Annotated in this window: 18 protein-coding genes and 2 pseudogenes; 6 read left to right on the top strand and 14 right to left on the bottom strand. The window is 32.6% G+C overall.

Translation table 11 applies throughout. The features are described 5' to 3' along the window. Positions 1-160 precede the first annotated feature (160 nt). On the bottom strand, positions 161-520 hold the full coding sequence (locus MKL51_RS02205; RefSeq protein WP_017481071.1) for a hypothetical protein: 360 nt from the start codon (positions 518-520) through the stop codon (positions 161-163). Positions 521-766: 246 nt separating this feature from the next. Between MKL51_RS02205 and MKL51_RS02200 the strand changes: the two genes are divergently transcribed. Further along, the gene (locus MKL51_RS02200) at positions 767-1,261 is read left to right on the top strand and encodes a DoxX family protein (RefSeq protein ID WP_270904165.1); all 495 of its coding nucleotides are present in this window, start codon (positions 767-769) and stop codon (positions 1,259-1,261) included. Positions 1,262-1,356: 95 nt separating this feature from the next. Here MKL51_RS02200 and MKL51_RS02195 read toward each other — a convergent pair whose 3' ends face one another. After that, positions 1,357-1,572: a hypothetical protein gene (locus MKL51_RS02195; protein WP_017481069.1), complete on the bottom strand. Its 216-nt coding sequence runs from the start codon at positions 1,570-1,572 to the stop codon at positions 1,357-1,359. Between the two features lie 351 nt (positions 1,573-1,923). Here MKL51_RS02195 and MKL51_RS02190 point away from each other — a divergent pair, with 351 nt between their 5' ends. Continuing rightward, a complete protein-coding gene (locus MKL51_RS02190; protein WP_162900695.1) occupies positions 1,924-2,100 on the top strand; it encodes a hypothetical protein in 177 nt (58 codons plus the stop codon). A gap of 254 nt (positions 2,101-2,354) precedes the next feature. On the opposite strand, the gene MKL51_RS02185 is transcribed toward MKL51_RS02190, so the two are convergent. From MKL51_RS02185 to MKL51_RS02160, 6 genes and pseudogenes are all read right to left on the bottom strand, one after another. After that, positions 2,355-2,591, bottom strand: a complete 237-nt coding sequence (locus tag MKL51_RS02185; RefSeq protein ID WP_017481067.1) for a hypothetical protein — start codon at positions 2,589-2,591, stop codon at positions 2,355-2,357. A gap of 190 nt (positions 2,592-2,781) precedes the next feature. Further along, on the bottom strand, positions 2,782-2,922 hold the full coding sequence (locus MKL51_RS02180) for a hypothetical protein (RefSeq protein ID WP_000770264.1): 141 nt from the start codon (positions 2,920-2,922) through the stop codon (positions 2,782-2,784). A 193-nt stretch (positions 2,923-3,115) separates the two neighbouring features. Then, entirely contained in the window at positions 3,116-3,463 is a 348-nt protein-coding gene (locus MKL51_RS02175) for a TonB C-terminal domain-containing protein (protein WP_017403358.1), read from the bottom strand. A 328-nt stretch (positions 3,464-3,791) separates the two neighbouring features. Continuing rightward, positions 3,792-4,124, bottom strand: a complete 333-nt coding sequence (locus MKL51_RS02170; RefSeq protein WP_228132269.1) for a hypothetical protein — start codon at positions 4,122-4,124, stop codon at positions 3,792-3,794. Between the two features lie 295 nt (positions 4,125-4,419). Continuing rightward, positions 4,420-4,677: pseudogene (locus MKL51_RS02165) on the bottom strand (TetR/AcrR family transcriptional regulator); the annotation flags it as partial. Between the two features lie 109 nt (positions 4,678-4,786). Then, positions 4,787-7,185: pseudogene (locus MKL51_RS02160) on the bottom strand (membrane-bound PQQ-dependent dehydrogenase, glucose/quinate/shikimate family). A gap of 533 nt (positions 7,186-7,718) precedes the next feature. On the opposite strand from MKL51_RS02160, the gene MKL51_RS02155 reads away from it, so the two are divergent. Further along, on the top strand, positions 7,719-8,636 hold the full coding sequence (locus MKL51_RS02155) for a LysR family transcriptional regulator (protein ID WP_032006253.1): 918 nt from the start codon (positions 7,719-7,721) through the stop codon (positions 8,634-8,636). Between the two features lie 115 nt (positions 8,637-8,751). Here MKL51_RS02155 and MKL51_RS02150 read toward each other — a convergent pair whose 3' ends face one another. The 3 genes from MKL51_RS02150 to MKL51_RS02140 all read right to left on the bottom strand — a co-directional run bounded on the left by MKL51_RS02150 (position 8,752) and on the right by MKL51_RS02140 (position 10,437). After that, positions 8,752-9,363: a glutathione S-transferase family protein gene (locus MKL51_RS02150; RefSeq protein WP_032052084.1), complete on the bottom strand. Its 612-nt coding sequence runs from the start codon at positions 9,361-9,363 to the stop codon at positions 8,752-8,754. A gap of 69 nt (positions 9,364-9,432) precedes the next feature. Further along, the gene (locus tag MKL51_RS02145; protein ID WP_270904169.1) at positions 9,433-9,732 is read right to left on the bottom strand and encodes a DoxX family protein; all 300 of its coding nucleotides are present in this window, start codon (positions 9,730-9,732) and stop codon (positions 9,433-9,435) included. A gap of 132 nt (positions 9,733-9,864) precedes the next feature. Beyond that, positions 9,865-10,437 carry an FMN-dependent NADH-azoreductase gene (locus MKL51_RS02140; protein ID WP_017403365.1) on the bottom strand — a complete coding sequence of 191 codons (573 nt, stop codon included), beginning with the start codon at positions 10,435-10,437 and terminating at the stop codon, positions 9,865-9,867. A gap of 158 nt (positions 10,438-10,595) precedes the next feature. On the opposite strand from MKL51_RS02140, the gene MKL51_RS02135 reads away from it, so the two are divergent. Then, positions 10,596-11,513, top strand: a complete 918-nt coding sequence (locus MKL51_RS02135) for a LysR substrate-binding domain-containing protein (RefSeq protein ID WP_000654049.1) — start codon at positions 10,596-10,598, stop codon at positions 11,511-11,513. A 54-nt stretch (positions 11,514-11,567) separates the two neighbouring features. Here the strand turns inward: MKL51_RS02135 and MKL51_RS02130 are convergent, their stop codons facing one another. Together MKL51_RS02130 and MKL51_RS02125 are read right to left on the bottom strand one after the other, a co-directional pair. Beyond that, entirely contained in the window at positions 11,568-12,629 is a 1,062-nt protein-coding gene (locus tag MKL51_RS02130; protein WP_032052082.1) for an MBL fold metallo-hydrolase, read from the bottom strand. 193 nt (positions 12,630-12,822) lie between these two features. Further along, positions 12,823-12,999: a hypothetical protein gene (locus tag MKL51_RS02125; protein ID WP_017481060.1), complete on the bottom strand. Its 177-nt coding sequence runs from the start codon at positions 12,997-12,999 to the stop codon at positions 12,823-12,825. A gap of 311 nt (positions 13,000-13,310) precedes the next feature. Between MKL51_RS02125 and MKL51_RS02120 the strand changes: the two genes are divergently transcribed. Beyond that, positions 13,311-14,645 carry an MFS transporter gene (locus MKL51_RS02120; RefSeq protein WP_032052081.1) on the top strand — a complete coding sequence of 445 codons (1,335 nt, stop codon included), beginning with the start codon at positions 13,311-13,313 and terminating at the stop codon, positions 14,643-14,645. Between the two features lie 49 nt (positions 14,646-14,694). Beyond that, on the top strand, positions 14,695-15,558 hold the full coding sequence (locus MKL51_RS02115; protein WP_032052080.1) for an alpha/beta hydrolase: 864 nt from the start codon (positions 14,695-14,697) through the stop codon (positions 15,556-15,558). A gap of 38 nt (positions 15,559-15,596) precedes the next feature. On the opposite strand, the gene MKL51_RS02110 is transcribed toward MKL51_RS02115, so the two are convergent. Beyond that, on the bottom strand, positions 15,597-16,163 hold the full coding sequence (locus MKL51_RS02110; protein WP_068555575.1) for a TetR/AcrR family transcriptional regulator: 567 nt from the start codon (positions 16,161-16,163) through the stop codon (positions 15,597-15,599). Between the last annotated feature and the right edge of the window lie 214 nt (positions 16,164-16,377).

The raw sequence follows: 16,377 nt of genomic DNA, 5'->3' as shown, positions 1-16,377 counted from the left end.
GTTTATATAAAAACCAACCAAAATTGAGGCGAAAGCCAAATCCCCTAAAGATTTCCCTTAATATTTTATAAGTAAATATAATATTTTTAAGGAAAAGCTTGGAAATTACAGTTTCTAAAACAAAAAATTATAATCCGTTATTTTTTGTTTATTTTCTAAGTTAACCACACATACTAGCAACTATTCTTTTAGTTTCTGGGTTGATTACTATAGTGACTCTGTCGGGGCGAAATTCTTCTGTAACTGGCTCCCCAATGTAAGCACTTCGATAGACTCTTGCATTAGTCATCGATAGGATCTGCTTTTCTGTTAAATCAGTTTTACCTATGAGATTCTTAGCTTTAACTGGATCACAATCAAAAGACGCATCCCATTCTTTACTTTTGCTAGGTACTAGAGGCTTAGATTCTATCTTTTGTTGCTGTTCTTGAGCTTGTTTAGGAGCTTCAGCATTTAATACATTATTTGAGCAAGCTGAAAGTAGGCTTATCACAAGCCCCCAAAGAATATACTTTTTCATATTTCTAAATACTAATTATCTATTTAGAATCAATATATCATAAATTAGAAAGGTAACCCCCCGCCCACAGCCCATATAGCATAGGGCTTACTGTATTGTTATAATCTATTAATTTTTAAAATAAAATCAGTCAATTTCTTTTTAGCGTAAAGAATTGAAAGACAAATATCATACATCACAAAACTTGCTTAAGCGTGAACACTTCATCCATATTTCTAGAATATTTCTCCACTTTTTTCCCGCTCTATGTTGAAAATATTTTACCAAAATCCCCTCTACTCACCACAATTTAGTAATTTTTCCGTAGCCTTAATAAGAATATCAGTTGGGCTATTCTTTTTAACAACTGGTTATAACAAGCTATTTGTAGAAAAGAATCAGCAAATTATGTTGGATACTATAATTCATGCAGGAATACCATTTCCTGAATTCATGGCTGTCTTTGTGTCTCTTTGTGAGTTTGTACTAGGGCTATTGCTTACCATCGGGCTGTTTACTCAACTTTCTTGTTTGATCTTAATCTTTATTTGTTTTATTGCATTCATCACAGTAGGCATCTATACAATTCCATCAGGACTAGATTTAATAACTTGGACAAGTTGGTTTTTTTATATTCATGATCTGCTTTATATATTTATTCTAACTTTTATTCTTTCCAAAAAGCCTGATCCTTTAACTCTTGATCATTTGTTATTTAAAAATTATATGAAAATAAAAGTTCTGCTAATAATAAATCTTTAGCAGGACTTCCTATAGCTAAACATGTTCGACTAATAGAGACCAATTAACTGGTCTTTTTATATATAGATCACTCATAAAAAACCCACCGAAGTAGGTCATTTATATTCTATATAATAGCTGTTGCCATCAGAACTGTTGAAAACCATATTTAAAGTAGGGTAAATAAATTCACCTCTTAATAAAATATATTCAACTTTAGTTCTCTGAACTCTAGATGAATGATTGATTCTATTAGTATTTTCCTCTGTATAGTTTGCCTGTGCCCTTGTTTCTTTTCCTTGGTAATCAATAATTGTAATGTCTTTTAGCATTTATATGCTCCAATTTAATTAGACATATTATGCTTAACAAAATTTTTATACTATCAATATTTTGTAGGCAACTAATTTAAATTAATTTTTAAAATTTAATCATCTGTACATTGAGAAAATTTATATATGTGTGCTTTATGTACCCCTACTTGAAATTGAGATAGGATAATTTCTAGTTTTAAAGGATAAGACTCAACAGGTTACATATAATTGATTTTATTTACGAAATATACAGTCGAAATAAAGTCCATTTCTATGACATATCAACACATATCAGTCTTAAAACAACCGTAATGTAAAGTGATTTAAAGCGTAGTATGAACTTTCCTTAGTGAAGATAAGAAGATAAAAATGTCAGGTTTTAAAAGTTTTTCTCAAAATACAACTAACAACGCTAATGTCGTTAAAGCCCAAATGAATAAGCATTCTGCAACACAACCATCTACTGAAACTCAACCATCAGAAGTTCCTGGCACCGTAAAAGATCTGCCTGAGAATAATGATCAACCTGATCCAAATAACAAATAATTTCTTATTAACAGTGCCTTGGAAGTTATTTTGAGGTCTTGCTACTATTAAGAATAAATTAGTGCACTGATTTATTATACTATTAACTACTTTTATCAATTTGATTTGTTTAGTTATTTTAAGAAATTGCAGCCATTCATTCCAGAAAATTGATATGACTAGTCTCTCAGATATGAGGGGCTTTTTTAATTGTATTTCTAGTTAACCAGTACTTACCCACTCATTAAAAAGAGCACCTCAGTGCTCTCTCATCCTTATTGATTTTTGTATAAGGCAAAATTTATTGCCCTTTCATATGCCTGTTCCTGTAACTCCGTATATACATAAAAGTGCTGTTCTGCTTTGGTAACAGGATTAATAAGTTTCATGGGTTCATAACTATGAGTATTTAAATCATTAGGATCAACATCAAAAGCTTCTAATTGCTGCTCTCTCCATTCTCCACTTAGTACACCACCTACACAAAGCCATTTCGTTGTATTGTCTGACATATCTAATCCATATTTTGGAGGTGTTTACATACCATAACACGCCGTTCTTTGAGCTGTATTATTTTTTTCATGACTAAAAAATCGATCATCTAATTAAATGACTTCTTCAGTAAAGTAATTTTAAGATCCATCACAATAAAAAAGCCCATCTTCCGATGAGCTTTTTAGTTAATTAAGATTATTAAATGCATTAGGCTTTAAATTCTGCTAATACAAAGTTTTTTACTATTTCATCAAAATTAGGTTTCAGAAGAGTTGGCTTGCTATCTTTTATAGTTTTATACCAATAACTCGCTGCAACTCCCATACTAATCAAAGCTAACAATTTCATTGCTCACCTCACTTATTGGGAAGAGTGAAACTTAAAGTATCATTCGTGTTTGTAGCGTTCCAACTCGTTTTAGGGTGGTTTCTGTATATTTTTTAAGCACTATGTAATAAATAAAGCCCATATCTTTGTGAGCTTTCTTTAAGGTCAGTAGTGCAATTTACTTACATCACATCCATTATAACGCAAAAAAGATTTATTCTTCGGTTTTAACTTCGTCTGTAGCTGGAGTAATTATAAATGGTTGAGTGAAGTAAACTGGATAATCCAGATTCTTATATCTAAGATTCAGCTTTTCCTGAAATTTCATAAAGTTTGCAGCTCTTATCATTTTTAAAATTTTTTCATCTTGCTCTAGATCACCACTACTCTTAGTAAGAACTACCTCAAATGAACCATTTTTATAAAGTTTTATACGTGCCTCTGCTGTTAGATCTTTTGGCGCTGATTTAGAAATATGAGTACTTGGAACTTTATCATTTCCATAGACAGACATGCCAAGAGTTAAAACAAATAGTCCTTTTACTAAATATCTTTTTATCATATTTTACCTATAGTTACGTTTACTCATATTTTTATAAATGCTAGGATTAAATAAATCATTGAATAACCTAAATAATATGAGCTTTAGTATTTATTTACCAGCTAAATCTTTTAAAGGGACACATAACAATACTATTATCGAAGGTAGTTTCGAATCTGGTTCATTTGAAGGCCATCTTTTCTTTAATGGAAATTATTTACTATTACCATCCAAGAGCTGCGGCAATTTGAACTGCTCCTATTGCAGAAGCTAGGAACAAAAAGATTGCAGGCACTTCTATAGCGACAAAAAGTCGCATTACTTGCCAAAAAATTACTTTATCATGTTTTCATGATAGATAAATTCTCTTAAAAAAATTAATAAAATTCTGTTTTAAAGTATCTTTCTTATTCATTGGAATGCCCAAACTTTTAATTCGCTCATCCAATTCATTATTTAATGGTTTAATAAATTGCATAAAGCTAGAGAAACACCAGAAAAATAAAAAACTGATAATTGCTAAAGTAAATATCCAAAAAACTAACCACTGATAAGTCCAGATAGGTAAATGAACAGCTCGATAAAGTAATAATAAGCAAATCGAACCTAATACTGATTGAGTAACTAGATTTGACATAAATTTAGAAAAGGCTTCTTGCCCGTTCTCACTTAAAATATACATAGAAAATTCCTAAAAATATTAATTTTCATAAAGTTAAAGTTATTATGTTTGCAAACATGTGAGTAAAGATAATTGTATTTTTAATCTTCAGCAAGATACTTAATAATTGTTATTCAACAAATTATATACTTTTTTACAACTGATTTTTTACATTAATTATGGTCTAATTCTTTTTAAATCCAAAGCGCCAACTTTTCCCAGTTAGCGCTTTTTTTGTTTACAATTTTCTGATTATTTTTTATAAAATTCTCTAGCGGTGTATTAAGCCAATGATCAATTTACAGCTTATTCTCAGCTAAAAATAACTGATTAATGTACCCGAACAAAAAAACCTCACCACCACATCCCTCTCTTCCAAACTTTTTGAGCTTAAAATCTGGAACATCAAGCCATCAATTAAGTTTAAAAAAAAATTGGCATCGGGCTTTAATGAATGAGTGTCCAAACTAAAAAACAAATCAAAAAGTTCTTTAAGCAGCTATTTTCTATACTCAATTGCCATGTGGTAGGCCTGCGAGTAAATCTGTTTAGTTTCAAAAATGGCTTTAAGTATGCTGTGCCGCCCAATTATGCCACCACACCTCAAGCAGTAAAACTAAGAAAAAAGAGACCTTTTATGGCCTCTTTTTCTAAAAAATAGAACTTGGTAAAAGATTTTAAATTTATTTTTTCATTAGTTTAAAAGCAACTACATAGTCACCGGGCGGTGTTTGCATAAAGTAATGGCCACCTGCAACAATAACAACATACTGCTCTCCATCAATAGAATAAGTCATAGGTGTTGCTTGTCCACCCGCAGGTAATTTGGCACTCCAGATCGACTTACCAGTTTTACTGTCAAAGGCATGCAAACGGTTATCAGTTGCAGCAGCAACGAATACAACTCCACCATCTGTAATAATAGGCCCACCATTATTAGGTGTACCAATATTAATAGGTAAATATGTTGGCAATCCAAATGGACCATTGTGCTCTGCTGTTCCCAAAGGTTTTTGCCAAATCACTTTCTTGGTGTTCATATTAATAGCAGTAACCATTCCATATGGTGGTTCATTACAAAGCACATTGGTAATTGGAGCATAGAATGGTTGAACATTTACTGCATAAGGAGATTCAGCCATTGCTGCAATTGAGCCATTTTTCTTAGCACTAAATTTCGGATCATCCATCGGTAAAATACCTTCTTGATCTGCTTTAGCTCTTGCAACCAACTGATTGTACATTGGGGTATTACTCCAGTTAGCGATCAAAATACCATTTTTAGGGTTATAGGCTATGCTTCCCCAATCACTACCACCATTAAATCCAGGATATTGAATCCATGGTTTATTAACCGTAGGAGGAGTAAATTCACCAACATAATATGCTTGTCTATATTTAATACGACAAAGCATTTGATCAATTGGTGATATGCCCCACATTTTTGATTCTGTTAAATCTGAAAACCCTAATCGAGGAATATCTACAGACCATGGTTGTGTAGGCGAACGCACATCATCTGGAATAACAGATTCAGGAGCTTGGCGCTCGACAACTTTTGAAATGGGTTTGCCTGTAATTCGGTTTAATACAAATGTTTGTCCTCTTTTTGTTGGCATAATGAGCGCTGGAACAATCTTTCCTGATTGATCTTTATAATCAAGTAGAGTTGCTTGTGATCCTAAATCATAATCCCATGCGTCCTTATGAACAGTTTGAAAGCTCCATTTTTTTACCCCTGTTTGAGCATCCAATGCAACAACTGCGGTAGAAACTTGATTTTCTTCTTCTGTACGTAAAGCGCTATAGTAGTCGGGCGCCGAACTTCCAGTTGGAACATAGACTGTATTTAATTTTTCATCAACAGTCATAACTGTCCAAGAGTTAGGCGTACCACGGCTATAGGTTTCACCTTTTGGAGGTAATCCATGTCGATTTGGTTGTCTTACATCCCAAGCCCATTTAAGAGAACCAGTATCAACATCATATGCACGTATTACCCCGGATGGTGCTGTACGGCGTTGGTTATCTTGAACTTTATGGTTGACTACAATTACTCCATTTACGACAGGGGGTGGCGATGTAACAGCCATGAATCCTGGAACTGTATGACCAATTCCTTCTAGCAAGTTCACATGTCCGTTTGTACCAAATTGGGGACATGCCTTTCCTGTTTTTGCATCTACCGCTATAAGTTGCATATCTAGCGTGCCTTCAATCACCTTTTCATGACATATTTCATTCTCAGGAATTACTTTTGAAGTATAGAACGTGACACCGCGACACACTGCAGTCGACGGTAATTTCTCGTAAGCTAAATTGTGTTTATATTCCCAAATTTTCTTACCAGTACGCGCATCTAATTTCAGCATGTTATTAGTAGCAGTACACAAGTAAAGAGCATCATTGACTTTAATTGGTGTTGTTTGGGCAGCCCACTTATTTTTTTTATCTACAGGAGGCATATCTCCTGTACGCGTTACCCAGACTTGTTTTAATTGATTAATATTTTCAGGGTTAATTTGATTAGTGGGTGAAAAACGGGTTGCCTGCACATCTCTTCCATAATACCGCCAATCACTATCTGGTTGAGTACTATCCGCATGGTATACATTTGAAGTATTTTGAGGAATTTGGCTTGTATCGAGAGAAGTGAAATAGGGATACCATGCTAATGCACCTGCTATAACAAAACATGTAACAATTAAGCCGGTAAAACTATAAGCAACTCTTTTTCGTATACCATGCGCAATATATGGCAGGAGTAAAGATAAAAAAATGCGAATACAGCTATGGTCGCTATACGAGGTATCCAGCCCCAAAATCTTGTACCAGACTCCCAAATTGTCCAAATGAGTGTGTACACAAAAACTATGCCAAAGATTTTAGCGCCTATAATCTTGTTTAGATACAGATATATACTTGATATTACGAGTAATAATCCAGTAATGCAGTAATACCAAGATCCATTTAATATTATTAAATATGCTCCACCACCAAACAAAGTCAGAGCAAACAATAACTGTATCACTGCATAAGCTTTTATAAAAAAGCTTGCACTCCCTATAGATTTAGAGCCCATTATTACCTCTTTTTAAATTATTTTTAAACATAATTCCAAGCCATATCTTTAAAATCACCGTATATAATTTCTATTCACAGTCACAGTATCTAGATTTAAAAATTTTGCGAAAGGTTAGGTGAATTTTAAAGGAATAGAGAGTGTGAATAATGCTTAAAAACAGTAAAAGATAGATTTTTCTACAGACAAATACTTTTACAAAGACACTATTAATTATAATTTTTTTAAAAAGCTAAACTATCGCTAAAAATGAAATTATATGTTGCATTTTTTGCAACATAAAAAAATAAATAAAAAATAACAATAGTTTATATTAATATTTTTATAAAAATGTATTTAAAAAATATCTTTCACTCTCTCAAAATACATGGTAAAAATCATATATAAAAAACAAATAGATACACAAAAATTTCTTAAAAAATACTCTACTAAAATATACATTTATTTTTCAAGCTATTACTTATTTTCAGTAAAATTACAAAAAATAAGCATATTATAGAAAAATAAAAATCTTAATTTTTGATGCAGCCCCTATGAAAGACCTGAACGATTTATACATTTTTTCCCTAATTGTAGAGCATGGTGGATTAAGCAAAGTTGAAGAAAAAACTGGTATAAGCAAATCCAAATTAAGCCGTAGATTATCTACATTAGAAAAAAATCTAAATATTAAACTACTACAAAGGGACTCTCGACAAGTCAAAATGACTGCTATTGGCGAACAAATTTATCAATATGTTCAATCTATGCTTAAAGAGGCTCAAAATGTTTATGATTTAATTGATCAATGTCAAGAGGAGCCAATAGGTACTATTAATGTGAGTGTTCCAATTGGAGTTGCAGAAAGACAATTACCTTTGATTGTTCCAGAATTTATGGAGAAATACCCTAAAGTTGCAATAAACTTTATAGTGACTAATAAAAAAATTGATATATTAAAAGAATCAATAGATATTTGTATTAGGGTCGGCTCTAGCAAAGAAGTTGATAACAATTTAGTAATGAGACATTTAGGCTATCTTGAATCCGTTTTAGTCGCTAGCCCTGAATATATTCAACGGTATGGAATACCTAAACATCCAAATGAATTAAATAATCACAAATTATTAAGCAACAACCTGGATAATGAAAATCAGATTTGGTTTTTTGAAAATTTAGAACAAAAGTTAAATACAAGTATAAAGCCATTTATTAAAGCTTCAAGCCTAACATTACTCATGTCATTAGCACAAGATAACCAAGGTATTGCTTTACTCCCTCTTATCAGATGCCGAGATTTAATAATTGAAAAGAAACTTATAGTTATTTTACCTGAATGGAAACTTCCTAAAGGAAATTTTCATATAATATTTCCACCTAGAAGTGGAGCACTTCCCGCATCTAAAGTTTTTCTCGATTTTTTAATTGAAAAAATGCCAAATTTAATCAATAAAATGCAAGCTATAACATAATTTATCTTTAATTTATTTAAATTTCATTCTACAAAATACGTTATTTCTATAATCTATTTTATGACTATAAAATATAAAAGAGGAACACTCGTATGTTCCTCTTTCTACATAAAATTTATTGAGAAAAACTTGATTCAAACTTTAGAACTTCTTGTATAGAACTTCTTTTTTCCAAGTTATATTTCAAATTGAGAATCTTAGGCCATTTCTCTAAGTCTATAGAAAAATAGTCACACCAATGAAGCATTACAAAGAAATAGAAATCTGCGATTGAGATTTCATTGCCGTTTAAATACTGATTTGACTGAAGTTTATTTTCAATAAAATCAAAATTTCTTGATAACTTGTGTTTGGATACTTCAATCCAAGGATCAATCTTTTCTTTGTAGAAAAAAGCAGAGAAATTTTTATGTATATCCATACTAATAAATGACAATAGACTCATCATTTCATAACGTTCAAAAGAACTAGATTTGGGTATTAGATTTTTCTCTGGAACCAAGTCAGCTAAATAAGTCAGTATTGTTGTAACTTCAGTTATGACTTTACCATTTTCAAGTCCAAGTGCTGGAACTGCCCCTTTAGGATTAATCTTTAAATAATCCAATCCGGATCCAGTGACTTTTGTTGATAAGTCTACAAACTCTGTATCAAATACTTGCCCTGTTTCTTTTAAAGCAATATGAATCGCCATTGAACAGGCATGAGGATAAAAAAATAATCTCATTGATAACAACCATTATTTAAATAGAAAAATAAAGGTAAAAATACAAATATGTACCTTTACCTTTTGAAATTATTTAAGTTTCTTATCTACACTCAGGCCGCCTGCGCCAAAGATAACAAGAGCCAGTAGACCTCCAGCCATTGAAATGTTTTTCATAAACATAATTTGGCTGTTCATATCAGAACCACTGTGAAATAGCACTGCTGCCACTAACGAGAAACCAAACAATAGAAATGCTGCAAGTCGCGTTTGAAGACCAATCAATACAAGGAAACCACCTCCAAACTCAACCAGAATTGCTAATGGCAATAATGCAGACGACACTCCCATAGACTCCATATATCCAGCATTACTCGAATATTGAAATATCTTTCCTAATCAGGATAAGACAAAAATTACAGCTATCATTACCCGCATTAGAAGTGATGCAAATCCAAATACTTTTGGATGTTGGATAATTTTTTCGATTGCGTTATTTATTCTAGTCATGATTATTCTCTCTCAGTTTGGAGCAGGAATAGCAAACATTTGTGGAATACTATTAATTGCTTTGCTAATTGATTGAGAACGAGTTGGAAAAGCCATTCCTTCAGCACGTACTACAAATACGTCTTGTATACCTAAGAAATTAAAAATATCTTTTAAATAAGATTCTTGATGATCCATAGGAAATTGATCACCATAAGCACTACCGCGAGCACTCACAATAATCACTTTCTTACCTGAAACTAAGCCTTGTGGCCCATTCTCTGTATATCTGAAAGTCCGACCTGCAATTAAAATTCGGTCTATCCATGCTTTCAATGTAGTGGGAATACTCAAGTTGTACATCGGTGCCCCTAGTACAAAAATATCTGTTTCTTCAAATTGTTGAAGAATACGTTCATCAACTTGTGCTTCTTCACTCAAACTATCAAAGTGTTTTGAAAAATGTGGAAGTGGCTCTACATGCAAGTCACGATAGGTTACCTCTAAAGGCCCATGTTTTTTTAACTCTTGAACAACTGCTTGCCCAATCTCCCGAGTAGCCGAGAATTCACCGAGAGCACTTGAGTCTAAATGTAAAAGTTTCATTTCATACCTATAAGGGTTTTAAGTCGTGAAATGAGTTTATTCGTTTTATATTTGCCACTTAAGCCCTATAATCGGGAACATATGTTGCAAAAAATGCAACCAACAAAGATAAAGTTCGAAGTAAGATAAATTATTGGTTCATTAAGGTTAAAACACCGATGAAAGATTTAAATGATTTATATATTTTTGCTTTAATTGTCGAACATGGTGGTCTAAGTAAAGTAGAACAAAAAACAGGTATATCTAAATCAAAATTAAGCCGAAGACTCTCAAATTTAGAGAAAAATTTAAACGTTAAATTATTACAACGAGACTCGAGACAAATTAAGCTTACGGCAATCGGCGAGCAGATTTATCAATATGTACAATCAATGCTTTTAGAAGCGCAAACTGTTTATGACTTAATAGATCAGTTGCGCGGCGAGCCGATTGGATCAATTACTGTAAGCATTCCTATAGATGTTGCAGAAAGAATTATGCCTCTCATTCTTCCTGAATTTATGGATAGATACCCCAAAGTAGAAATCAAATTTATTGTTACCAACAAGAGAGTTGATATTCTTAAAGAATCTGTCGATATCGGGATCCGTATTCGACAGAACTTAGATAGCGATCACAATTTAGTGATGAGACATCTTGGTTATACACAATCAGTATTAGTCGCCAGTCCACAATATCTCAACCAATACGGTACACCTACGCATCCTAGCGATCTAAGTAAGCATAAATTATTAAGTAATATCGAAAATGAAAATCAAACTTGGTTCTTTAGCAATCAAACTATTAATGAAAACGTAAGTTTGCCTATAAAACCATTTATCAAAGCTGCAAGTTTAACTTTGCTTAATTGTTTAGCTACCGATGGAAAAGGTATCGCTTTGCTGCCTTTGTTAAAATGCAAAAGCCTGATATTAGAAAAGAAACTTATCGTCGTTTTACCTGAATGGGAACTTCCAACTGGAAATTTTCATTTAATCTTTCCATCTCGGAGCGGTGCTTTACCAGCATCAAAGGTTTTTCTTGATTTCTTAATCGAAAAAATTCCTCCTCTACTTAAAGAAATGCAGGATATCTAATTAAAATCAATATATAAAAAGTCTATACCCGATTTTAGGTATAGACATTTTTTACTATTGATAGGCATACATTAATAAAGCTGTGATTTCACCATTCTTTGGAACTGAAGTTTCAAACCCATAATATTGTCCATATTTTGGTCGTAAATATTCAGTTGCCTGATTACCTATTGCATCAAGATATGCTGGTAGCTGGGCCATATGTGAATTTGTTTTCTGAGGATCAGGAGCTCCTACTCCCCACTGCACTACGCCATATGATTGGCCCACTGCTTGTTTCATATCTTTTAGGAACTCTAAATAGAAATCTACATCAGCTTTAGATCCAACATTTCCATGGCCACCACTCAGAAATACCCAATTTAAACTTTTTAATTCTTTTAAATTTTCTTCAAAATAAAGAGGAACTTCAGCACCAGCGAAACCCCAATAAGGTAATTGATCGGCATTTATTAGATCGGGAATATGTGCAACTTTCTCACTTGGAATTAACCAAACACCTGTATCGGCAGTATGTGCTGCATATTTGAAACCATGTACCTGAACATTCACCCCTTCAAAATTAAAACTACCATTTTTAAAAGGAATTGTTTCCGTAGGTTTTGGTAATTTACTTTTAATTCGGTTTAAAAGCTCTGCTGTAGCATCAGATGAAATAATACGTACTTTGACACCTGCCTTTTTAGAAGCTTCAACAATTACTGGAGCTGAGCTGATATGGTCAGCGTGCGCATGCGAATAGACAATTGTTGTAACAGGTAGTTTTGTTACTTCTGAGATCGCTTTTAAAATCTTTTCTCCAGCATTTTCAACTGGGTCAAATAACAGTACTCCTTTTTCACCTACATAAAACATCGTTCCATAAAATTGAGATTGAAAAAAATAAGTATGTTCTGTCATACGTTGCAGTACATACTCTTGCTGAAGATTTCGGTTATATAGCCGGTCAATTTTTTCCGATGGATTTAAAGCTTTTTTACTCGATTGGGAAACATAAATCGCATTTACAGTAGAGGGAGCTTCTGGAATATCTATCGTACTTTGAGCATTGGCTCCATGACTTATGTTCAAATACATTAAGCCTAGTAGTGTGGTATTTAAAAAGATCTTTTTCATTCGAAACCTCAGATATACAATTAAATTAAATGTTCTATACTTGATAAAAACATTCTTATATTTCTGATTTCGAAAGATTAAAACAAGCTACTAAAATAAGAACTTAAGTTGCAAAAATAAGAACAGTCAGCAGTTATTTTTTAACTTAATATTCTCGTATTAATAAATTTTTTTTAAATATAAATGCTCAACGCTATTTTCTAGATTCGTAACAGGCTTTTTTTAAGTTTTCCATTGCCTCTGCTGGCATAGGTGCTGTCATCATTGCATGATAATTCATACATTCTGGGGTCTCTTCCTTTTGCACATTCTGATTAGTAACACAGGCAGAGATAATAAAAGGGATAGATAATATTCCTAACAATTTCATAAGCAAATTCCCAAATTATGATGAAATAATTCTAAATAATTTTATTTTAATATATGTTTGATTTTGTTAAAAAAGAAAATTTACTTCATACAACAACTTTAAAAAAATATTAATTTTTAAAATGAAACAATTAATTGAAAAATATAACTTAATTAAAATTTGGAATTATCGGATATAAATCTGGATAAATTGGATATCTTATATCCTATAAAAAACAATAATAAAGCTTAAAAGCATCTTCATCTTTAACCTAAATTCATAAAACCTATTCTACATTTTTATGAATATTTAAATAAATTTCAGGAATGTATATGATTAAAATAGATGTGAACGATATTGTAGATAGAGAAAAACTAGCCCCCCTCCAGTGGGTAGTCTTTGTTTTAGGTTTCTTAGTATTTTTCTGTGATGGACTTGATACTGGAATCATAGGTTTTATAGCACCACCTTTGTTAGATGAATGGCAAATTTCAAAGGCCGAATTAGCTCCTGTATTTGGTGCTGCTTTAATCGGTATGAGTATTGGCGCCTTAATATCAGGTATTTTTGCAGATAAGTTTGGCCGAAAGAAAATAATGATTATCAGCATGCTAATCTTATCTATATTTACAATAATCTCTGCTTACTCGACCAATACAGCAGAACTCATTATCTATAGATTTATTACTGGACTTGGGTTAGGTGCAACAATGCCTAATGTTAGTACAATCGTTTCAGAATATATGCCTAAAAAGCATCGAGCATTTCTCACGGGTTTAGCTGGTTGTGGATTTCTAATGGGAGTATCTTCTGGAGGGTTCCTTTCAGCTTATCTATTAAAAATTTTTAGTTGGTCTGAATTATTAATTATTATTGGCTTGATACCTGCATTACTTACCCTTGTACTCATTTTCTCCCTGCCTGAATCCACACAATTCCTTATTATCAATAACCAACAGAATAAAGCACTTTTAATTTTAGAAAAAATACATGGAAAAAAAATTGAGAAAGAGTTTGTCTTATCTTTAGCGGAAAAGGAAGTTGTTGAACAAAATAATCCACTTAAAGATATCTTTAGCAAATACTTATTTGGTTCATTAATGTTATGGCTTTGCTCTTTTATGAGTTTATTAGTGTTTTATCTTTTTACAAGCTGGATGCCTACAATTTTAAAAACTGTTGGTTTTGATCTACAACAATTAAGTCTTATGTCTACTTTATTCCCATTCGGGGGTGTGATTGGAGCTATGATCATGTGTAGATTTATGGATAGATTAAATCCAACCAAAGTGATTACTTCTTCATATTTCTCGGCATTCTTATTATTCATTCTTCTTAGCTTTACGCATACAAACATTAGCCTCTTTTCAATACTGATCTTTATGATTGGAGGCCTATTAGCAGGTGCCCAAACAGCATTATTTCCGTTAGCTACTCTTTTTTATCCAGCGAACTGTAGGGGCTCTGGCGTTTCATGGATGCATGGAATAAGCCGTATTGGGGCAATTTTAGGATCATTTTTAGGTTCTTTCATTTTTACTTTAAAGCTAGATATGAGTTCAATTTTCTTAAGTTTAGCCGTACCTAGTTTTATTGCTTTTATTTGTTTAGCACTTAAGTGGTATCGGGAGCTAAATATAGCTAAACAAAAATTTAAAGTTGTCTGAACTAATTAATTACTATCCTTTTATTAAATAAATTGTTATCGAGGCTTATATGACAGACCTATTCTTCTCAAATCTTCAAGAAAGAGAAATTCAATACAATGCAAGAAATTCAGTGGCTGATTTTGATGCTTGTATGAAGGAATATGCACGACTTGCGCAGAAATCCAAAGATGCGATTACAGGCTTATATAATCTACATTACGGCTTAGCTAGAAGAGAAACATTAGATATTTTTCCAGCAAAGAAACAGCCTTCACCAATTTTTATCTATATCCATGGAGGCTATTGGCGGGCACAAAGTAAAGATGATGCTTGCTCTATGGCTGAAAATTTTGTAGCACATGGAATAGCGGTGTCTACAATTGAATATAGCCTCTGTCCTCAAGCATCACTTTTTGAAATTGTGAGAGAAGTAAGAACATCGATTGCTTGGATTTACCATAATGCTAAAAATTATGGCATAGACCCTGAGCAAATATATATAGGCGGGAGTTCAGCTGGAGGACATTTGGTTGCAATGCTGTGGAATGATTGTTGGCAAGAAGAATTTAATTTGCCAAAAAATGTCATTAAAGGTGTTCTTGGGTTAAGTGGCCTTTATAATTTATTACCCTTATGTGATACCAACATTAATGAATGGCTTAAACTCAGTCCAGAACAAGCAACTAACCTCAGCCCTTATGAAAATTTACCATTGCCAGAAAATGCTGCACCACTCATACTCAGTGTAGGAGAGCTAGAGACAGAAGGTTTCAAAAATCAAACCAATTTTTTCTACTCAATATGCAAAGAAAAAGGATTAAACGTTTCATTAATTAAAGATGAAGGACATAATCATTTTGATATTGTGAATACCCTTGCCGACAAAGATAGTCTGTTATTTAAAAAAATGTATGAAATAATCTCTGACTAAGTTTATAAGATTATGGCTCTTTCAATAGAGCCATCTATTTATAAATGTATTTGCTTATTTGTAAAAAACCTCTCCCCCACCACATCCCTCTCTTCCAAACTTTTTGAGCTTAAAATCTGGAACATCAAGCCATCAATTAAGTTTAAAACCATATCCGCACTTGGTTTTAACGCATGATGGGTGTCCAAACTAAAAACCAAATCAAAAAGTTCTTTAAGCAGCCATTTTCTATATTCAAGCGCTATACGGTAGGCCTGCGGGTAAATCTGTTTAGTTTCAAAAATGGCTTTAAGTAATAGATAGTACAGGCTATTAAAACTGACATGTAAAACAATAATCTCTTTAAGTTTATCGCTTGAGGTTCGGTAACGGCTTGAGTAGATAATTGCCAGCACTTCTTCTTTGAGTTTGCTTTTTTGAAAGGATACGCACATTTCAATAAGCCGCTGTTTTGAGTGAAAGTAATTATAAAAAGTGGCTTTAGGAATTTTGGATTTTTTGACGATTAAGTCCACGCCCGTATTGTGAAATCCATAGATATTAAACAGCTCAATTGCTGTATGAAGAACCTGTAATTTTTTGGAAGATCTTTCTAAAGTTGGCATCGTTTTACCGTTATAAATTCTTGTTGTTGCTAAAAGAGATTAAAAAGCCTGTGCCTTTTCTGGGAGAAAAAAAGGCACAGCAAAGCCGTAAAGACTGTGCTTGGCACATCTCAAGTTTTATTGTTGCTAAGTTTTGGTCGTAATGATTTAAAGCCTGAAAAGCCTATGGCTCATCAAACTGCTTTAAATTGATTTAAGTTGTGTCGAGATAGAT

It is taken from the genome of Acinetobacter sp. AOR18_HL (assembly GCF_027855145.1).
In the GTDB taxonomy this organism is placed as follows: domain Bacteria; phylum Pseudomonadota; class Gammaproteobacteria; order Pseudomonadales; family Moraxellaceae; genus Acinetobacter; species Acinetobacter pittii.
Note: the sequence above shows the minus strand (reverse complement) of the source record. Positions and strands in the feature narration are given on the sequence as shown.